Raw genomic sequence first — 17,032 nt, 5'->3', positions numbered from 1 at the left:
GACGTCCGGAGGCGGGCGCGGGTGGGAGGGGTGGTCAGTCCTCGGCGTCGCCGACGTCGCCCAGGTCGACGTCGTCGTAGCTCTCGAGGTCCTCCTCGTCGTCGTCCTCGAGCTCGAAGTTGTCCTCGTCGTCGACGAGATGGACAGCTGCCTCCTCGGCACCGGCGGCGGCGCCGTCGATGCCGACGTCCTCGGCGAACAGCTCGTTGTCGTCGTCGCCGTGCGCGCCCTCGTCGGGGGCGACCAGGCGCCCGGAGCGGACCACGCCGACCTCCGGGCCGCCGACGTCCTCGCCGTCCTCGGCGTACGGGTCGCTGTCCGGGACCTCCTGGGCGATCCGCTGGTCCAGGGTCTCGCCCTGCAGCGCCTCGTCGGCCGTGGTACCGAAGCCTTCGCCCGCGGACCACTTCTCCGGCGGCGAGACCCCCTCGTCGAGCAGATCGTCAACACCCCGGTCGTTCAGGGTGTCCTCCGCCTGCAGCTGATCCTCGTCATCGACGGAATAGCTGCCGTAGTCCTCACGGCTGTCGTCACTCATGCCTCCACCTCGCTGCGCTCGGCTCCGGCATGAGCGACGGGGTCGCTCTGCTTGCTGTTCGCTCGCTCCGCTCGCTCATGGGGCAACCTTGGCGCGTCGCAGGCGGTGGAATCAAGCTCGACGCAGAATGGGGCCCGTGGATCCGGTCAGGCTGACGTTGGACCAGTTGCGAGAGCTGCGCGACGACATCGCGCCGCAGGCCGCCCGGCGGTCGCGTGCGTCGATCCGCCGCCGGGTCGAACGCTGGCGCAGCCGGGCCTTCTTCATCGCCCAGTGCGCGCTCGCCGCCGGGGTCGCCTGGGCCTTCGGCCGGTACGTCGTCGGCCACAAACAACCGTTCTTCGCGCCGGTCGCCGCGATGGTCTGCCTCGGCTTCAGCTTCGGACAGCGACTCCGCCGGGTCGCCGAGGTGATGGTCGGCGTGGCGGTCGGCGTCGGCGTGGGCGACCTCTTCGTCCGCGTCTTCGGCACCGGGATCCCACAGATCATCTTCGTGATCGCGCTCGCGATGAGCGTCGCCGTACTGCTCGGCGCCGGCACTTTGATGACCACGCAGGCCGGGGTCCAGGCCGCAATTGTCACCACCCTGCTGCCGAACCCGGGCGCCGGGTTCAGCCGCTGGCTGGACGCGGTCCTCGGCGGGGTGGTCGCGCTCGCCGCCGCCACGATCGCCCCGGCCGCCGCGATCAGGCGTCCGCGGCAGCAGGCCGCGAGCGTACTGAGCGAGCTGGCCGAGATCCTGATCGAGACCGCGGACGGCCTCCGCAGCCGCGACGAAGAAGCCGTCACCGACGCGCTCCGCCGCGCCCGGGCGAGCGAGTCCCGCCTCGACGACCTGCGCAGCGCCGCCGACGAAGGGGTTGCGGTCGTCCGGCTGTCTCCGTTCGTCCGCCGGCACCGCGGCCGGGTCCAGGAGATCGCCGACCTCGTCGTACCGCTGGATCGCGCGATCCGGAACATCCGGGTCCTGGTACGGCGGTGCGCGGTGTCGGTGTGGCGGGACGAGGGGATGCCGGCGGAGTACCCGATGCTGCTGGAGCGCCTCGCCGACGGCACCCGCCTGATCGGCGAATCCCTGTTCGAACCGGCCGCTGACGTCGCGGCCCACCGCGTCCTGGGCGAGCTCGGCCGCCGTACCGCGGTGATGCCGCTGCCGACCGGCCTGTCCGCGGTCGTGGTCCTCGGTCAGCTCCGGTCCACGATCATCGACCTGCTCGAGCTGACCGGCACGTCGTACGACGACGCCCGGAAACTCGTCCCGCTGAGGCTGGACGGGCTCGACGAGAAGTAGTGGTCCAGGTCACATCCGGAATTCCCGTCATACCTGTGGACCTGCTGCGTCTCACTGGCATGACGATCCACCGACTGATGACCACGATGGCCAACGAGCAGGTCCGTGAGCTCGAGGACCTGCTGGCGGTCGACAACCAGACCACTGACGACCGGAGCGACGCCGCCGCCGAGCAGTAAGGCGCGAACCGGACGAACGGATCCCCGGCGGCGCGCCGAACGGTCCTGCCCACCGAGCTGGACCGCGCGGAGTCGCACAGCAAACGCAGAGGCGCCCAGTGCGAGGCGCCGCCGGATCCGTTACCGGTGCACCGCCACAGAGGTGCACCCAAAACCACCCGCCGACCATCCTGACGCCGCTTGCGCGAGGCTCAGGCCGGTCCGGCGGGTGGTTTTTGTCTGCCGCCTGGATCAGCTTGCGATCGTGATCTCGGTCGTCACCGAGTTCGCGATGAAGCATTCCTGATGTGACAGGTGATGGATCTTCTCGATCGTCCCGGTGTCCGGCTCGGTGCCACCCCAGACGATCTTCGGGTGCAGCGTCACCTGCGTGATCGCCAGCCGCCCGGCCGCGTTCGGAGCCATCACGCCGACCGCGTGGTCGTCGTACGCGTCCACCACCAGGCGCTTCCGGGCCGCGATCGACAAGAAGGTCAGCATGTGGCAGGACGACAGCGCCGCCACGAACGCCTCCTCCGGATCGACCGGGCCCGGGTTGCCGAGGTACTTCGGGTTCGCCGAACCGGGCACCGTGATGCCGCCGTCGAAGCGCCACTCGTGGTCGCGGTCGTAGGTGTCGTAGGTGAACTCGTGCTCACCGCGGCTCCAACTCACATCGACCACGTGCTCCGACATGTTCAGCTCACCCTTCCGAGACGGCCGCCTTCGCGGTTGCGGTGACGGGATTGCATCGTACGGGAGTGTGCCCGGGCAGCTTGGCGACGAAGTCGCTGTCGTAGCGGGCGGCCATGCCGGCGACCGGGAAGTCCGTGGTCACCCACTGCGCACCGCTGGCCAGCGCGATCCCGAGCCGGGTGTAGTCCTTGTCCCGGATCGTTGCCATCGGCTCGTCGGACCGGGTCCGGACGAGGTAGCCCTTGCGCACCAGCCGCTGGATCTCGGCCTGGCCCGTGCCGCGCGGGTCGTTCACCTCGGTGACCGCTGCGTCCGGCGCGCCCTCCGGCCCACGGGTGAAGACCGCCCGGCCCTCCAGGTTCGGCTTGCCGGCGGTGTAGGTGTCACGGATCGCACCGGGTCCGCCGTTGTCGAAGTAGAACATCACCTGGCCGCGGACGCTGTTCAGCTTCGGCCAGCCCTTGGTCAGTACGGACTGCTCGAGCGTCAGGCCGGGCTTGCGTACGTCGTCCGGCGTGAGGAGCTCGTTCTCCTTGAACACCGAGCGGATCTCGGTGTCGACGCTGTCCAGGTTGGCGGCGTCCCACGGCGGCGCCTCGACGCCGCCGGCGGCGACCACTTGCGGGTCGGACTGCTTCAGTTCGAGGTTGATCGCGATCGGCACGTGGCTCGGGTGCGCGTCGGACCAGGTCTTCACCTGCTGCAAGCACAGCACGAAGGTGTCGCAGTTGGTGTTGTAGTCGAAGTCGGGGACGTGCATGACCTTGATCCCGGGCTGGGCCATCGCCGGGTCGGTCAGCGGTCCCTGGCCAGTCAGCTTCCGGATCAGCGGGTACGTGTACAGGCCGCCCTGCGGGTCCGGGAACAGGTCCAGCTCCAGCGAGCGGACGTTCTGGTCCTCCAGCTGCTGGGAGATCGGGGCGTGCGAGTACCAGAGGTCGACCGAGCCGGCGTTCTGCTGCTGCTGGACCTTCTGCTCGTTCGGGCTGAGCTCCCGGTGGTACGAGTTGTGCGAGCCGACCACCTGGACCTGGTTCAGCCGCAGGCTGTCGCCGGCGGCGTGCGAGTCGTGCCGCCTGACCGCCGTACCGGCCACGCCGGACGCGGCCAGGGCGACGGACGCTGCCCCGGCAACCATTGTTCTGCTGATGCGCATAGGTAAGTTCCCCTCCTCTGATTGACGGCAATCTGTCACACAGGAGTGGCAACGTTGTCCCTCGATGCGTGGACAATGAATGAATGGTGACTTCGGGGGCGTATCCGCTCCGCCGTACGCCGACCCAGGACCGGGCCAACCGGCAGGTCGAGCGCATCCTCGACGCGGCCTGCGCCGAGGTGGTCGAGCGCGGGTACGACGCGGCGTCGACGAGCGGGATCGCGAAGCGGGCCGAGATCGCGGTCGGCAGCGTGTACCGGTACTTCCCGGACAAGCGCAGCCTGATCCAGGCGATCGAGCGGCGGAACCAGGCGCGCTACACCGAGGCGGTCAGCGAGCGGCTGGCCGACGTGTCGAGCTGGCGGGCGGCGGTCGACGTCACGCTGGACACGTTCCGGGAGATGCACCGGACCGATCCGGGGTTCAGGGCGGTCGTGCTGAGCGGGCTCGGCGATCCGGAGCTGGAATCGAAGCCGGGCGAGTTCGACGATCAGCACGCCGGTGAGTTCGCGGAGCTGCTCGCGGCGCGGTTCGGCGCCCGGGACTCCCGCGACTTCCGCTTGGCGGTGACGCTCAGTATCGCGATGGGCGAGTCGCTGGCGCATCTGGCCGATCGGCTGTCCGCGGACGAGGCGGAGTACGTCCTGGATCAGGGCCGGCCGGTGCTGTACAACCTGCTCGCCTCTCATCTCCCTGCTTGAGCCGGGGGGTGGCTCAAGCAGGATGAACGGTCAGGCCGCCCGGGCTGCGGAAGGCAGACCCAGGGCCGGCCAGTGGCTGACCCGTCCGGCCAGACGGGCCCGGCGGGGCGTCCGGACGTCGTACGCGACGATCACCCGGTCACCCTTGGTGTAAGTAATCCTGCTCCCGACCGGGAACTTGCGGGAGACCTGGTACGGCCCCTCGCCCCGTCGGGTGTAGTACTCGACGATGACCTCGGTGTAGATCGCCGGGGCACCGCTCGGCAGTTGGCCGCGGACCGGGCCACGCACCCGGATCACTCCTCCCGCGGTCTTTTCCTCCGTGCCGGTGGGTTCGTCCCGCCGGATTCCGGCCAGGACTTCGGTCACGATGAAGGCTGCAACCACCAGCACCAGGCCGAGCCCACTTACTACAACGATCGTCAACATGGCACTCACCCCCGACGCGCCGCCCGCGAGCGACGCGGTCGTTGTTGTCGTTCCTGCCTCGTGCGGCCTTCGCCGCACACCGGTGAGACGCCACCGGATTCCACTTGGTTCCAGGTAAGTACAAATTCTTTTCTACAGCATCATGGTAGAGCCAGGTGGAGCGGTGTTGCTAGAGGTAGAGTTGACCTGAAGTTGTCAGTTTCCGCCCATTCCGAACTGGTACTGCGGCGGTACTGGCCGCCGCGTCCACAGCGCCTCCTCCGCGGCCAGCCAGTAGTCGGCAAGCGGGTTCGCACCCTCCCGGACCGTGGCCAGCTGGATCCCAGCGGCCAACAGGTCGTGCGCCGTGCCCGGATCGCCGATCTCCAGCGCGAACCGGACGCGCAACAGCTGGATCCGCGGGTCGTCGGGCGCGTGCTCGAGCATCGGCTCCGCCCGCGTCAGGTCGGTGTCGAGCGCCACCGTGGCTGCCTCTACGACCAGCGGCACCAGGTCGGGCAGCAGCTCGACCGCACGTTCGTAGTACGACAGCTCCCCCGTGACCACACCGAGGCTGCGGAGCGCCCAGGCGTTGTCGCCGGACTGCCGCCACGCCTCTACCGCACCGTCGATGTCACCGTAGTAATGCCGCGCCACACCCCGGTGGTACCAGACCAGCCAGTTGTCCTCGGCCGCCTCCAGCAGCTCGCGCCACGCCACCAACGTCCCATCCGGTACGCCGTCACCGGCCGGCAACTGCCCTTCGAGCAGGGGCAGCCATGCCCGCTCCCGCGCCGTCATGGTGTCGTCGTCGAACGGTGTACCTGCCGACAACTTCCAACCCGTCCGGGCCAGCTCCAACGCCCCCCACCCGGACCCAACCCCGAGCCGCTCTACCGGAGCCGCGTCCATAACACCCAGCCAGGCCTGCTCCCGCCCGGCCAACCCATCCAGCACGGGACCCAGCGCGGCGGCACCGGCGGTCCGGGCCGCCTTCCAGTCCTCGGAATGCGCAACGCCCGCATCCATCGAGAGACGTCCGTACGCCTCCATCCAGTGCCAGTCGGTCCCCGCGGGCAGCTTCAGGTGCTCCATCTGCGTCCGAGCGAGCCCAGCCTGAATCTCGGCGTACCCGTCGCCTTCGAGCCCGGGCGACAGCCATTCCTGCCAGCGTCGCCCGCCGTCGCCCTGCCCCCACACGAACAGCTTCCGCCCCTGCAGCCGCTCGGTCGACGCCTGCACCAGCCCCGCACCCGAGCCGTCGACCGACGCGATCCACGACTGTTCCTCCGGCAGCGGCTCGAAGAAGAAGTCGACCGCGCGCGGATGCCGCATCGGATAGGTCAGGTCGGCACCCTCATAAAGAGGTACGTCGATCAGATCGAGCCGGCTCCCGTACCCGAACCGCCAGGCCTGGTCCGCCGGCACCAGCACGCGAGTCTCCGGCGACTGCGCGACCGCGATGTTCGACCACCAGTACGCCGGGACCTCGACGTCGGACGGGTTCTGCAGCCGTACTCCGACGTACAGGAACTCCGAGTCCGCCGGCAGCCAGAAGTCGAGTTGGGTGATGAGGTTGCGGGTTCGTTCGAGCTCCCACAGGCGAAGGACCGGCGTACCGTCCGGGCCTTCGACGCGCGCGGCGTGCATCGGCGCGCAAGTGCCGGTCCAGTGGCCGGTGCTGCCGACGTTCCACTCGACACCGCCGGCGAACCAGGCGTTGCGCAGGGCAAGGTTCGCCGGCTGGAACACCGGGTTGCGATAGAGCAGCTCCTGCCCGGTGGCCTTGTGGACGAGCGAGTACAGCCGTCCACCGAGGCTCGGCAGGACGGTTGCGCGCAGGTGGTCGTTCTCGAGCACGAGCGCTGGGAAGGCTGTCTCGACGAGAGTGCGGTCGTACCCGTCCTGGTTCAGGCACGGCAGCGGGCTGTGTAGACGCCCGTACTCGATGTTCTCCCGCAACTCGTCCGGCAACTCGGCGATGTTCTCGACCTGGTGTGGCTCACGCTGCGTCCGGAGCGGTGCCAGCGGATTCTCCGGACCGAGCGAAGCTGCAGGAAGCACGAGGTTTTGCGCAGAAAGGATCGTCACTGCCTCATCTTCCCAAGTGCGCTATACATGGTCGACATGGACGCTGATGTGATCGTGGTCGGGGCGGGGTTGGCTGGGCTGGCTGCGACTGCGGAGCTGGCCGATGCGGGGCGGAAGGTGCTGCTGCTCGACCAGGAGCCGGAGGCGTCGCTCGGCGGGCAGGCGTTCTGGTCGTTCGGTGGGCTGCTGTTCGTCGACTCCCCGGAACAGCGGCGGATGGGGATCAAGGATTCCCGCGATCTCGCGTGGCAGGACTGGCTCGGCTCGGCCGGGTTCGACCGGCTGGACGACGAGGACAAGTGGGCGCGGCAGTGGGCCGAGGCGTACGTCGACTGGGCCGCCGGCGAGAAACGTCCGTGGCTGCACGCCCAAGGCGTCCGGTTCTTCCCTGTCGTCGGTTGGGCCGAGCGCGGCGGATACAACGCGGACGGGCACGGGAACTCGGTGCCGCGCTTCCACATCACCTGGGGCACCGGGCCGGGGCTGGTCGCGCCGTTCGAGCGGCGGGTGCGGGATGCGGTCGCGAAGGGGCTGGTCGAGTTCCGCTTCCGGCATCGGGTGGACGAGCTGAGCGTCACGGACGGTGTGGTCGACGGCGTCACGGGCAAGGTGCTCGAGCCCAGCGACGTAGCGCGCGGGATGCCGAGCTCGCGGGTCGAGGCCGGCGATTTCCAACTCTCGGCGCAGGCGGTGATCGTCACATCCGGCGGTATCGGCGGCAACCACGACCTGGTCCGGTCGCAGTGGCCGAAGCGGATGGGTGAGCCGCCGAAGCGGATGATCTCGGGCGTGCCCGCGCACGTCGACGGGCGGATGCTCGGCATCACCGAGAAGGCCGGCGGCCGGTACGTGAACCGCGACCGGATGTGGCACTACACCGAGGGCATCCAGAACTGGGACCCGATCTGGCCGATGCACGGCATCCGGATCCTGCCCGGGCCGTCGTCGCTGTGGTTCGACGCGACCGGGAAACGGCTGCCGGTGCCGTTGTTCCCCGGCTTCGACACCCTCGGCACGCTCGAGCACATCATGACGACCGGGTACGACTACACCTGGTTCGTGCTGACCCAGAAGATCATCGAGAAGGAGTTCGCCCTCTCCGGCCAGGAACAGAACCCGGACCTGACCGGCAAGGACATCAAGGGGGTGCTCGGCCGCGCGCGCGGCGGGGCGACCGCGCCGGTGCAGGCGTTCATGGACAACGGCGCCGACTTTGTTGTCCGAGGCAACCTTCCGGACCTGGTCCGCGGGATGAACGACCTGACCGGCGAGAACCTGATCGACCTCGACGACCTCGAGCGGCAGATCGTGGCGCGGGACCGGGAGCTGACCAACACGTTCACCAAGGACCTGCAGGTGACCGCGCTGCGCGGCGCCCGGAACTACCGCGGCGACAAGCTGATCCGGGTCGCTTCACCGCACCGGATCCTCGATCCGAAGGCGGGCCCGCTGATCGCCGTACGGCTGAACATCCTGACCCGGAAGTCCCTCGGCGGTCTGCAGACCGACCTGGATTCGCGCGTACTGCGCGAGGACGGCACGCCGCTCCCCGGTCTGTATGCGGCCGGCGAGGTGGCCGGTTTCGGCGGCGGCGGCATCCACGGCTACCGATCCCTCGAAGGCACCTTCGTCGGCGGCTGCCTCTTCACCGGCCGTACGGCGGGACGCGCGGCCGCCAGGGCCGTCGGGTGACCGTCCCAGGGGCCGAACACCAGGAGTCCGCCCGCCTGGACGACCTGACCACGACCGCCACGGTCGCCTCCGGACACACCAACCCCGCCGACTACGTCGGTACGACGCATGCCGGGTTGCCGGTGCGGTCGGGTGTGCCGGGCGTCCAGATCGACGGCTACTTCCCGTCCGACTCGCACACGAACACCAACAACGGCTGGAATCACGACGCCCAGTTCGTGATCCGCCTCCCGGAGCGCTGGAACGGCGGCCTCGTCGTCTCCGGCGCGCCCGGCGTGCGAGCGCAGTACTCGAACGATCAGGCGATCTCGGACTACGTGCTGTCGCTGGGTTACGCGTACGCCGCCACCGACAAGGGCAACACGGGCATCGAGTTCTACGCCGGCAGCCGCACCCCCGGCGACGCCATCGTCGAGTGGAACACACGGATGACCGAGCTCACCGTGGCCGCCCGCGAGACCGTCGCGCAGCACTACGGTCAGCCGGCCGACGACGTGGTCGCGGCCGGTGTCTCGAACGGCGGGTACCTGGTCCGCTGGCAACTCGAGAACCATCCGGAGCTCTACACCCGCGGCGTCGAGCTGGAAGGCACGCTCTGGAACGCGGAGCTGAATCCGTTCTCTGCGCTGCCGTCCGCAATTAGGGGCTATGAGCAACACTCTCCGGGGCTGGTCACCGCGGCGGGTTTCGATCCGCGGTCGGACTTCCTCTGGGAGTACCACTACACCATCTACTGGACGCTGACCCAACGGATCTACACTCGCGAACTCGACCCGTCGTACCAAGGCAGCGAGGCGAGCTACGACTACTCGCAACGGCCCGAGGCGCACGAGGCGATCCAGCGGTTCGGTCTGACCGGGAAGATCGGCAAGCCGCTGCACAGCATCCACGGAAGCTACGACTGTCTGCTGCCGATCACGCAGTCCGACCGGTACGCGGAGCTGGCTCGACCGACCGGTCTGCACACGTACCAGCGGGTCGAGGCAGGCAACCATCTCGACGGTCTCGTCGACGCCTACCCCGACCAGCTGGTGCCACTTGTCCCGCTGCTGCAGGCCGCGATCAGAACACCATCGTGAGCAGATCGGCGAACAGCTCCTGATCGTCGATCTCCAGGCCGCGGCTGGTGAACCAGGTGGCCATGTTGTGGCAGTCGCGCATCAGGAACTCCATCCCCTTGGGGTTGCCGACGATGTCGATCACCTGTGGCAGGTCGATCATCACGATCCGCTCCCCCTGAGCCAGGATGTTGTACGGCGAGAGGTCGCCGTGCGCCAACCCGGCCCGGGCCAGTTCCCGCATGCCGTGGCGAACCTGCTCGAAGTACTGACCGAGCAGCTCCATCGACGGCCGGACCTGGGCGAGCCGTGGCGCCGCCCCGCCTTCACCGTCGTCGATGAACTCCATCAACAGCTCGGTGCCGTCCACCTGCACCGGGTACGGCACCGGGACACCGGCCGTCCACAGCTGGCACAGCGCACCCCACTCCGCGCCCGCCCATTGCCCCGCGGCCACACTGCGGCCGTGCGCGGTCTTCTTGTGCATGGCCCGGCTGTCGCGGCTGTTGCGGATCCGGCGCCCTTCGACGTACGCCGTACTGCGGTGGAAGGAGCGGTGCTCCTCGGTGCGATACCGCTTCGCGGCCATCAGCACCGATCGACCCGGATTGTCGCCGATGGATTCGACGGCACGCTCGACCAGGAAGACGTCGGCTTCCTTACCGGTTTTGAGGACGCCGAGCTCGGTGTCGATCGCAGCCTGTTCCGTCACAACCCACGAGGGGCGTGGTTCCGGGCCGCGAGAACCGCGCTCGACGTCCAGCCAGGTGGACCACCGCTGATCCGGACCGAGTTCCTCGGCGACCGAATGGAAATTGAAGACGAAGGCGTCGGACGGATCCGGTTGGGACTCGTCGCTGGTGAACTCCGACCAGCGGGAGTCGAAGTCGGAAAGGTAGTTATCGGTGCGGTCTTGATCAGATACTGCGAACTCTGAAGACAACTGAGGTGCTCCTGAACCTTGAGGTGGGACTGACGCGGACATGCCGCAGCACAGAGATGGCCATCCGTCAGCCCTCCTTAGGTCCAGGCAGCGCTCGCCGCTACTCGGGTCAAACCAGGATGCACGCCCGTTCCAGGCTCCGCAACGTATTTAACGCAGGTGAGAACGTGCGGTCGGCCGAAGCCGCAGCTCCTGCATCGGCTTCGCCGTCCGGCAGACCAGCTCCGGCAGCACCCGCTGCTGCCAGGCGCGCGACGCGGCGAGCAGCCGCCGGTGTTCGTCGTACGCCGTGTCGTCGGCGAAGCGCGCGAACCAGGCGAGCACCACCTCGTCCCGCAGCGGCAGCGCCGGAAAGTTGTTCGCGGCAACCAAACTCTCGAAGACCGCGACCGGCCGGGCCCCGGTAGCGGCGAGGACGGGCACGACCTGATCGGTGAAGAACTCGGCGAACCCGTCGTCCTCCGAACCGCGGTGGTAGACCGCGCCGGCGACCACCGACGTCGCTGTCTCGGTGCTGCCGATCGGCGGCCTGGCCGCAGCGAGCGCCGGGTAGCCGGCATCGAGCCGGAGCGGCCGGAGCAGCAGTGCGTTGTCCGAGTCGATCATCGTCGCGTTCGCGACCGCGGCGTGCTCGCGCCAGACCGGGCCGTAGTAGAACGCGTTCAGCGCGTCGGCCCGCGCGGGCAGGTCCCGGAAGCCGCGGATCCAGACGAAGCGGTCCGGATCGTCCAGATCGCGGAACTGACCGGCGATGTGCATCCCGGTCTCTTCCTGGCCTTCGACGAAGTACGTGTCGAAAGTGTCGATCAGGGTGTCACGCTGCCCAGGGTGCAGCGTGTACTGGCGCAGGTCGACGACGGCGCAGCACTCGTTCATAGCTGCAAGCCAAACACGTAAACCTGACAGTTACTGTCAGGCGATACCCGTTTGAAACACCCGTAACAGGCGGGTACTTGCAAGCTCGGGCCGAGTTTGATCTGGTGGAGGTAGTGGTTCAGCCCCTGCCACCAGACTCGCACGACGACACGACGAGGTATCTCCCGTGACGATCGCAGCCGTCAGCACCCAAGACCTGAAGCAGAATATCGCCGACGCCACCCACGACCTCCTGCTCGAGGCGGACGCCGTACCCGATCCACGGCACCAGGAGTGCCTGGACAAGGTCATCCTGCTGAACGCCCCGGTCGCGAGATCGATTGCCTCGCGCTACCGCAGCAAAGGCGTCGACTCCGACGACCTGGAGCAGGTCGCGTACCTCGGCCTGGTCAAGGCCGCCAACGGGTACCGCGTGGACGCGTCGACCGCATTCCTGTCGTACGCCGTACCGACGATCCGCGGCGAACTGAAGCGGTACTTCCGCGACTGCGCCTGGACGATCCGGCCCCCGCGCCGGGTGCAGGAAATGCAGGGCAGCATCGCCGCGGCCGAGCCGGAGCTCATCCAGCGGCTCGGGCACGTGCCGAGCGACGAAGAGACCGCGGTGGCGCTGGGTACGGATCCGGCCGAGGTCGCCGAGGCCGCGTCGGTGCGCGGCTGCTTCAGCACGCTGTCGCTGGACGCGCCGGCCGCCCCGGAGGGTGGGACCAGCCTGCTCGAGTCGGTCGCCGACGCCGAGGACGGCTACGACCTGGTCGAGAACGTCCAGACCCTCACCCCCGCGGTCGCGAACCTTGGCGACCGGGACAAGCGCATCCTCCAACTGCGGTTCTGCAACGGCTTCACCCAGGAGGAGATCGGTCACGAGCTCGGGGTCAGCCAGATGCAGGTGTCCCGGCTGCTCCGCGGGATCCTCGAGAAGCTCCGCGACGAGCTGGCCACCGGCGTACCGAAGAACGGGTAGAGGTGGGCCCCGGCCGACGGACCTGAGCGGAAGGACGAGGCCGAGCGGGGCGCTCGAGCCGACTACTACCCGTCCGTCGGTACGGTAGCGTCGCTCTCGTGGACTTCGAGGAGGCGGCGGATGCGCTGTATGCGGTGCCGGCGGCCGACTTCATTGCTACTCGCAACGAGCTGGCCAAACGGCTGAAGGCGGACGGCGACGCGGCCGGTTCGACGCGGCTGAAGACGCTGCGCAAGCCGACGGTCGCGGCCTGGATCACCAACCTGGTCGCCCGCAAGGCGCCGGACGAGCTGGACGACCTGCTCGCGCTCGGTGACGAGTTCCGCGAGGCGACCGCCGACCTCGACGGCGACCGGTTGCGGGAGCTGACGCCGAAGCGCCACCAACTGCTGGACACGCTGGCCAAGGAGGCTGCTCGGCTGGCGGCCGAGGACGGCCAGAAGATCAGCGCGGACGTCGGCCAGAAGCTGCGCGAGACGCTGGACGCCGCACTCGTCGACCCGGCCGCGGGCGACGCCGTCCGCGAGGGCCGGCTGAGCAGCGCACTCCGGCACGTCGGCTTCGGCGTCGTCGACGAGAACGGCGAACCGTCCAACGTCACCCCGCTCACCGACGAACGCCGCCAGGCTGCCCGCGATCGCCGCAAGACCCAGCAGGCCGAGACCGACGCCGCCCAGGAGACGGCCGCGGCCGCGCGCGAGCAGGAGGAACGCGACGCCGCCGAGCGAGCCAAGGCCAGGCAGGCGTTCGAGGACGCGGTCGCCGCGGCGCAGGAAGCCGAGGCCAAGGTCGAGGACCTCGACACCCAGCTCGACACCGCCCGCGAAGCCCTCTCCGAGGCGCAGGGCCTGGTGCACCGCCTGGGCGCCGACCTCGACGAGGCCCGCCGTACCGCACGCGAAGCGCAGAAGGAAAGCCGCGAGGCCCGGAAGCGCTACAACCGGCTCTGAGCTACTTGCCGAGCAGGTAGCGGCTGGGGTTGGCGGGGGCGCCGGCGTCGAGCCAGCGGTGGAAGCCTTCCGGGTTGCGGCGTTCGAACTCGTCGAGGCAGATGCGGCGTACTTCGGCGACGGCCTGGCGGTCGCGAAGGCCGGCGCCCCGGGAGAGTTGGGTGGCGGTGTCGGACCAGACGCCGCAGAGCTCCTCGATGCTGAGCGGGCACTGCAAGGACTCGATCAGGCGCTCGTCCTCAGCGAACTGGGTCTCGGTGAGGCGCTCCAGCCTGCGTTGCCCGCGGGACCGGCGCCGGCGCGGGGGCCGGTCGGGCACGACGAGGTCGATCAGGATGAAGAGGCCGGCGAGGATCAGCGCGGTGGCAACCCCGAGGGCGCCCCATGCGAGCAGTCGCACCAGCCCGGGCAGGCACAGCACCGCCGCGGCGGCCGCGCCGGCGATCAGAGCCGACGAGCCGTACGGCGCCTCGTCGGCCACGTGCCGGACCACTGCAGCGAGCGGCCAGACCAGCAGGAACACTACCGTCAGCAGGATCGACGCGGCGAGCGGACCGAGCAGGAGCACGCCGGACATCGCCCCGGCGGTCCCCACTCCGAGACCGGCCGCGAGCCCCATCCGCCGTACCACCGGAGACAGACGCATCTCACTCACCGTCACCACAGCCCAGTTCCCCTCCCCCGGACGAACGAACGAGCCGTCAGCACCGTTCCCGACCAGCGTGGCCCCAACCACGCGGGCTGTTCAACCCGTGGGCGGAGCTGTGGCCGGGCCCGTCATCACGGATCATGTATCAGATGAGGACCTTCGCCGAACGCGTCCGCGGCCTCGCCCCGGCCCCGTGGGAGCACGACGCAGAGCTGCTCCGCAGCCTGTTCGACGCTCAGCTCGGCAGCCGGCACGCGGACCTCGCCGCGCGCTGGATGCAGTCCCAGGGCACCGGCTTCTACACGATCGGCTCGGCCGGTCACGAGGGCAACGCGGCCGTCGCCGCCGCCCTGGAGCCGACCGACCCGGCACTGCTGCACTACCGCTCCGGCGCCTTCTACCTGACCCGCTCCGCGCAGTGCGGCTCCAAGGAGGGCCTGCGCGACATCCTGCTCGGCGTCGCCGCGGCGACCAGTGAGCCGATCGCGGGCGGCCGGCACAAGGTGTTCGGCCGGCACGAGCTGTCGATCATCCCGCAGACGTCGACGATCGCGTCCCACCTGCCCCGCGCGATGGGGGTCGCGTTCTCGCTGAACCGGTCGGCCAAGCTCGGCGTACCGTCACCGTGGCCGGCCGACGCGATCGTGGTGACCAGCTTCGGCGACGCGTCCGCGAACCACTCGACCGCGACCGGCGCGATCAACGCCGCTCTGCACGCGTCGTACCAGGGGCTGCCGATGCCGTTGCTGCTGGTCTGCGAGGACAACGGGATCGGGATCAGCGTGCGGACGCCGGACGGCTGGATCCGGCAGGCGTACGGCTCCCGTCCCGGTCTGCGGTACTTCGATGCGGACGGCACCGACCTGGACGCGGCCCTGTCGATGGCGACCGAGGCGGCGACCTTCGTACGGCGCAACCGGCGCCCGGCGTTCCTCCGACTGCGGACCGTCCGCCTGCTCGGCCACGCGGGCTCCGATGTCGAGACGGCGTACCGCACTCCCGCCGAGCTGGCCGCCGACGAGGAACGCGACCCGCTCCTCGGTACGGCGCGCTACCTGCTCGGCGCCGGCTACACGGCCGACGAGATCGGCGAGCTGTACGAGGACAAGCAGGCCGAGGCGCTCCGGATCGCCGCCGAGGTCGCCGGCCTCCCGCAACTCTCCTCCGCCGAGACCGTGGCCGCCCCGCTCCGCTTCCCATCGGCGACCGCGGTCGCCGACGCTCTGCCGCAACGCACGCCCACCACGGAGCGGCTCACGCTGAGCCAATCGATCAATCGCGCGCTGAGCGACGTTCTCGCGTCGTACCCCGAGGCGATGGTCTTCGGCGAGGACGTCGGCCGCAAGGGCGGGGTGTACGGCGTCACGCGCGGACTGCAGAAGGTCTTCGGACCGCCCCGCGTCTTCGACACCCTCCTCGACGAGCAGTCGATCCTCGGCCTGGGACTCGGCGCGGGTGTGTCCGGGCTACTGCCGATCCCCGAGATCCAGTACCTCGCCTACCTGCACAACGCCGAGGACCAGCTCCGCGGCGAGGCGGCGTCGCTGAAGTTCTTCTCGCAGGAGCAGTACGCGAACCCGATGGTGCTGCGGATCGCCGGGTACGGATACCAGAAGGGCTTCGGCGGCCACTTCCACAACGACGACGCGATCGGCGTACTGCGCGACATCCCGGGCATCGTGATCGCATCACCGTCGCGGCCGGACGACGCGGCCGCGATGCTGCACGCGTGTACGGCGGCGGCGCGATCGTCCGGCACGGTCAGCGTGTTCCTGGAGCCGATCGCGCTCTACCACCGGCGCGATCTGTACGCCGACGGCGACGACCAGTGGCTATCGCCGTACCCGGACGAACCGGTGCCGATCGGGCGGGGGCGGACGTACGGCGACGGGACCGAGCTGACCATCGTCACGTTCGGGAACGGCGTGCCGATGAGCCTGCGGGTGGCGGCCAGGGTTCCGGGTGTCCGGGTTCTCGACCTGCGCTGGCTGGCGCCGTTGCCGGTCGAGGATCTGTTGCGCGAGGCAACGACCACGGGACGCGTCCTGGTCGCCGACGAGACACGGCGGTCCGGCAGCGTGTCCGAGGGCATCCTGGCCACGCTGATCGACCACGGCTACACCGGACGGCTGGCGCGGGTGACGAGCTACGACTCGTACGTCCCGCTCGGCGCGGCCGCGCACGACGTACTGCTGAGCGAGCAAACCATCGAGACGGTGGCCCGCTCGATGCTCAGCTGAAGAGCCGCTGCCAGATCGACTTCTTCGTTGGCCGGTGCTCTTCGGCGGGCCTCTGACGCGGCTCGGTCGCGGGCCGGTCCATCCGCCACTGGGCGATGATCGCGTCCTCGTTCACCGGGCCTGTCGGCACGACCGGTCCGGTGCTGTCGCGGATGCTGAGCCGGATCCGCTTGTTCAGATCGGCCAGGTACTCGCGGACCTCGGACTCGCGCCGCATGCCGCGGATCTTGTCGTGGACCTGCTGCTTCTCCTTGCGGAGCAGCATCGCCGGCGGCAGCAGCGCCTCGGTCTCGATGTCCTCGCGGCGGAGGAAGTCCTTGACCCACCAGTCGGGATCGTGGCCCTCGGCCAGCTTCAACGGTTTGCCGGCCCCGGGCAGGTTGTCGAACTCGCCCTGGTTCTGCGCCAGCTGGATCTGCGACTCGACCCACTCCTGGTTACTCATACCCGGTGGTCTGCGCTTGGTCATGGGGCCTCCCGGTCTGGACTGAGGAGCGGAGGGAGCGAAGCGACTGGAGCGACGAGGAAAGAGCGGGAGCAACAGCCCCATGACCCGCCGCGACGGAGTCGCGGCATCAGTACAGTCATGGAGGTCACCTCGCTGTCATCATCGACAGTTGC

At 69.3% G+C, this 17,032-nt stretch carries 16 protein-coding genes; 7 read left to right on the top strand and 9 right to left on the bottom strand.

Annotation, left to right across the window (positions count from 1 at the left end; genetic code table 11):
• Positions 1-34: 34 nt before the first annotated feature.
• A complete protein-coding gene (locus OHA18_RS19125; protein WP_329005484.1) occupies positions 35-538 on the bottom strand; it encodes a DUF5709 domain-containing protein in 504 nt (167 codons plus the stop codon).
• 136 nt (positions 539-674) lie between these two features.
• Here OHA18_RS19125 and OHA18_RS19120 point away from each other — a divergent pair, with 136 nt between their 5' ends.
• On the top strand, positions 675-1,829 hold the full coding sequence (locus tag OHA18_RS19120) for an FUSC family protein (protein WP_329005483.1): 1,155 nt from the start codon (positions 675-677) through the stop codon (positions 1,827-1,829).
• A gap of 410 nt (positions 1,830-2,239) precedes the next feature.
• On the opposite strand, the gene OHA18_RS19115 is transcribed toward OHA18_RS19120, so the two are convergent.
• Positions 2,240-2,683 (bottom strand): OsmC family protein, encoded by a 444-nt coding sequence (locus OHA18_RS19115; protein ID WP_329005482.1) that lies wholly within the window; start codon positions 2,681-2,683, stop codon positions 2,240-2,242.
• A 7-nt stretch (positions 2,684-2,690) separates the two neighbouring features.
• On the bottom strand, positions 2,691-3,839 hold the full coding sequence (locus OHA18_RS19110; protein ID WP_329005481.1) for a phosphatidylinositol-specific phospholipase C1-like protein: 1,149 nt from the start codon (positions 3,837-3,839) through the stop codon (positions 2,691-2,693).
• Positions 3,840-3,922: 83 nt separating this feature from the next.
• On the opposite strand from OHA18_RS19110, the gene OHA18_RS19105 reads away from it, so the two are divergent.
• Positions 3,923-4,540 (top strand): TetR/AcrR family transcriptional regulator, encoded by a 618-nt coding sequence (locus tag OHA18_RS19105; protein ID WP_329005480.1) that lies wholly within the window; start codon positions 3,923-3,925, stop codon positions 4,538-4,540.
• Between the two features lie 30 nt (positions 4,541-4,570).
• On the opposite strand, the gene OHA18_RS19100 is transcribed toward OHA18_RS19105, so the two are convergent.
• Positions 4,571-4,969, bottom strand: coding sequence for a DUF3592 domain-containing protein (locus tag OHA18_RS19100; protein WP_329005479.1), 399 nt, complete (start codon positions 4,967-4,969; stop codon positions 4,571-4,573).
• A 195-nt stretch (positions 4,970-5,164) separates the two neighbouring features.
• On the bottom strand, positions 5,165-7,039 hold the full coding sequence (locus tag OHA18_RS19095) for a DUF5107 domain-containing protein (RefSeq protein WP_329005478.1): 1,875 nt from the start codon (positions 7,037-7,039) through the stop codon (positions 5,165-5,167).
• Between the two features lie 36 nt (positions 7,040-7,075).
• Between OHA18_RS19095 and OHA18_RS19090 the strand changes: the two genes are divergently transcribed.
• Together OHA18_RS19090 and OHA18_RS19085 are read left to right on the top strand one after the other, a co-directional pair.
• A complete protein-coding gene (locus tag OHA18_RS19090; protein ID WP_329005477.1) occupies positions 7,076-8,731 on the top strand; it encodes an FAD-binding dehydrogenase in 1,656 nt (551 codons plus the stop codon).
• Positions 8,728-9,810 (top strand): alpha/beta hydrolase family protein, encoded by a 1,083-nt coding sequence (locus tag OHA18_RS19085; protein WP_329005476.1) that lies wholly within the window; start codon positions 8,728-8,730, stop codon positions 9,808-9,810. Before OHA18_RS19090 ends, OHA18_RS19085 begins: the two co-directional genes overlap by 4 nt.
• Here the strand turns inward: OHA18_RS19085 and OHA18_RS19080 are convergent.
• Both OHA18_RS19080 and OHA18_RS19075 read right to left on the bottom strand, forming a co-directional pair.
• The gene (locus OHA18_RS19080) at positions 9,794-10,732 is read right to left on the bottom strand and encodes a serine protein kinase RIO (RefSeq protein WP_329005475.1); all 939 of its coding nucleotides are present in this window, start codon (positions 10,730-10,732) and stop codon (positions 9,794-9,796) included. The genes OHA18_RS19085 and OHA18_RS19080 overlap by 17 nt on opposite strands.
• Before the next feature lie 150 nt (positions 10,733-10,882).
• Positions 10,883-11,608, bottom strand: a complete 726-nt coding sequence (locus tag OHA18_RS19075) for an NIPSNAP family protein (RefSeq protein ID WP_329005474.1) — start codon at positions 11,606-11,608, stop codon at positions 10,883-10,885.
• Between the two features lie 166 nt (positions 11,609-11,774).
• Between OHA18_RS19075 and OHA18_RS19070 the strand changes: the two genes are divergently transcribed.
• Positions 11,775-12,572, top strand: a complete 798-nt coding sequence (locus OHA18_RS19070; RefSeq protein WP_329005473.1) for a sigma-70 family RNA polymerase sigma factor — start codon at positions 11,775-11,777, stop codon at positions 12,570-12,572.
• Positions 12,573-12,670: 98 nt separating this feature from the next.
• Positions 12,671-13,522, top strand: coding sequence for a hypothetical protein (locus tag OHA18_RS19065; protein ID WP_329005472.1), 852 nt, complete (start codon positions 12,671-12,673; stop codon positions 13,520-13,522).
• Position 13,523: 1 nt separating this feature from the next.
• Here OHA18_RS19065 and OHA18_RS19060 read toward each other — a convergent pair whose 3' ends face one another.
• Entirely contained in the window at positions 13,524-14,168 is a 645-nt protein-coding gene (locus OHA18_RS19060) for a hypothetical protein (RefSeq protein WP_329005471.1), read from the bottom strand.
• Positions 14,169-14,320: 152 nt separating this feature from the next.
• On the opposite strand from OHA18_RS19060, the gene OHA18_RS19055 reads away from it, so the two are divergent.
• A complete protein-coding gene (locus tag OHA18_RS19055) occupies positions 14,321-16,411 on the top strand; it encodes a thiamine pyrophosphate-dependent enzyme (protein WP_329005470.1) in 2,091 nt (696 codons plus the stop codon).
• Here OHA18_RS19055 and OHA18_RS19050 read toward each other — a convergent pair.
• Positions 16,404-16,880: a J-domain-containing protein gene (locus OHA18_RS19050; protein WP_329005469.1), complete on the bottom strand. Its 477-nt coding sequence runs from the start codon at positions 16,878-16,880 to the stop codon at positions 16,404-16,406. The genes OHA18_RS19055 and OHA18_RS19050 overlap by 8 nt on opposite strands.
• Positions 16,881-17,032 lie beyond the last annotated feature (152 nt).

Origin of the sequence: Kribbella sp. NBC_00709 (assembly GCF_036226565.1) — a bacterium.
GTDB lineage: Bacteria > Actinomycetota > Actinomycetes > Propionibacteriales > Kribbellaceae > Kribbella.
This window is presented reverse-complemented; position numbering and strand designations above follow the sequence as displayed.

Bases quoted from the DNA above. Each gene is read 5' to 3' on its own strand.
- OHA18_RS19125 (WP_329005484.1), bottom strand. From the start codon at position 538: ATGAGTGACGACAGCCGTGAGGACTACGGCAGCTATTCCGTCGATGAC.
- OHA18_RS19115 (WP_329005482.1), bottom strand. From the start codon at position 2,683: ATGTCGGAGCACGTGGTCGATGTGAGTTGGAGCCGCGGTGAGCACGAG.
- OHA18_RS19110 (WP_329005481.1), bottom strand. From the start codon at position 3,839: ATGCGCATCAGCAGAACAATGGTTGCCGGGGCAGCGTCCGTCGCCCTG.
- OHA18_RS19105 (WP_329005480.1), top strand. From the start codon at position 3,923: ATGGTGACTTCGGGGGCGTATCCGCTCCGCCGTACGCCGACCCAGGAC.
- OHA18_RS19100 (WP_329005479.1), bottom strand. From the start codon at position 4,969: ATGTTGACGATCGTTGTAGTAAGTGGGCTCGGCCTGGTGCTGGTGGTT.
- OHA18_RS19090 (WP_329005477.1), top strand. From the start codon at position 7,076: ATGGACGCTGATGTGATCGTGGTCGGGGCGGGGTTGGCTGGGCTGGCT.
- OHA18_RS19075 (WP_329005474.1), bottom strand. From the start codon at position 11,608: ATGAACGAGTGCTGCGCCGTCGTCGACCTGCGCCAGTACACGCTGCAC.
- OHA18_RS19060 (WP_329005471.1), bottom strand. From the start codon at position 14,168: ATGCGTCTGTCTCCGGTGGTACGGCGGATGGGGCTCGCGGCCGGTCTC.
- OHA18_RS19055 (WP_329005470.1), top strand. From the start codon at position 14,321: ATGAGGACCTTCGCCGAACGCGTCCGCGGCCTCGCCCCGGCCCCGTGG.
- OHA18_RS19050 (WP_329005469.1), bottom strand. From the start codon at position 16,880: ATGACCAAGCGCAGACCACCGGGTATGAGTAACCAGGAGTGGGTCGAG.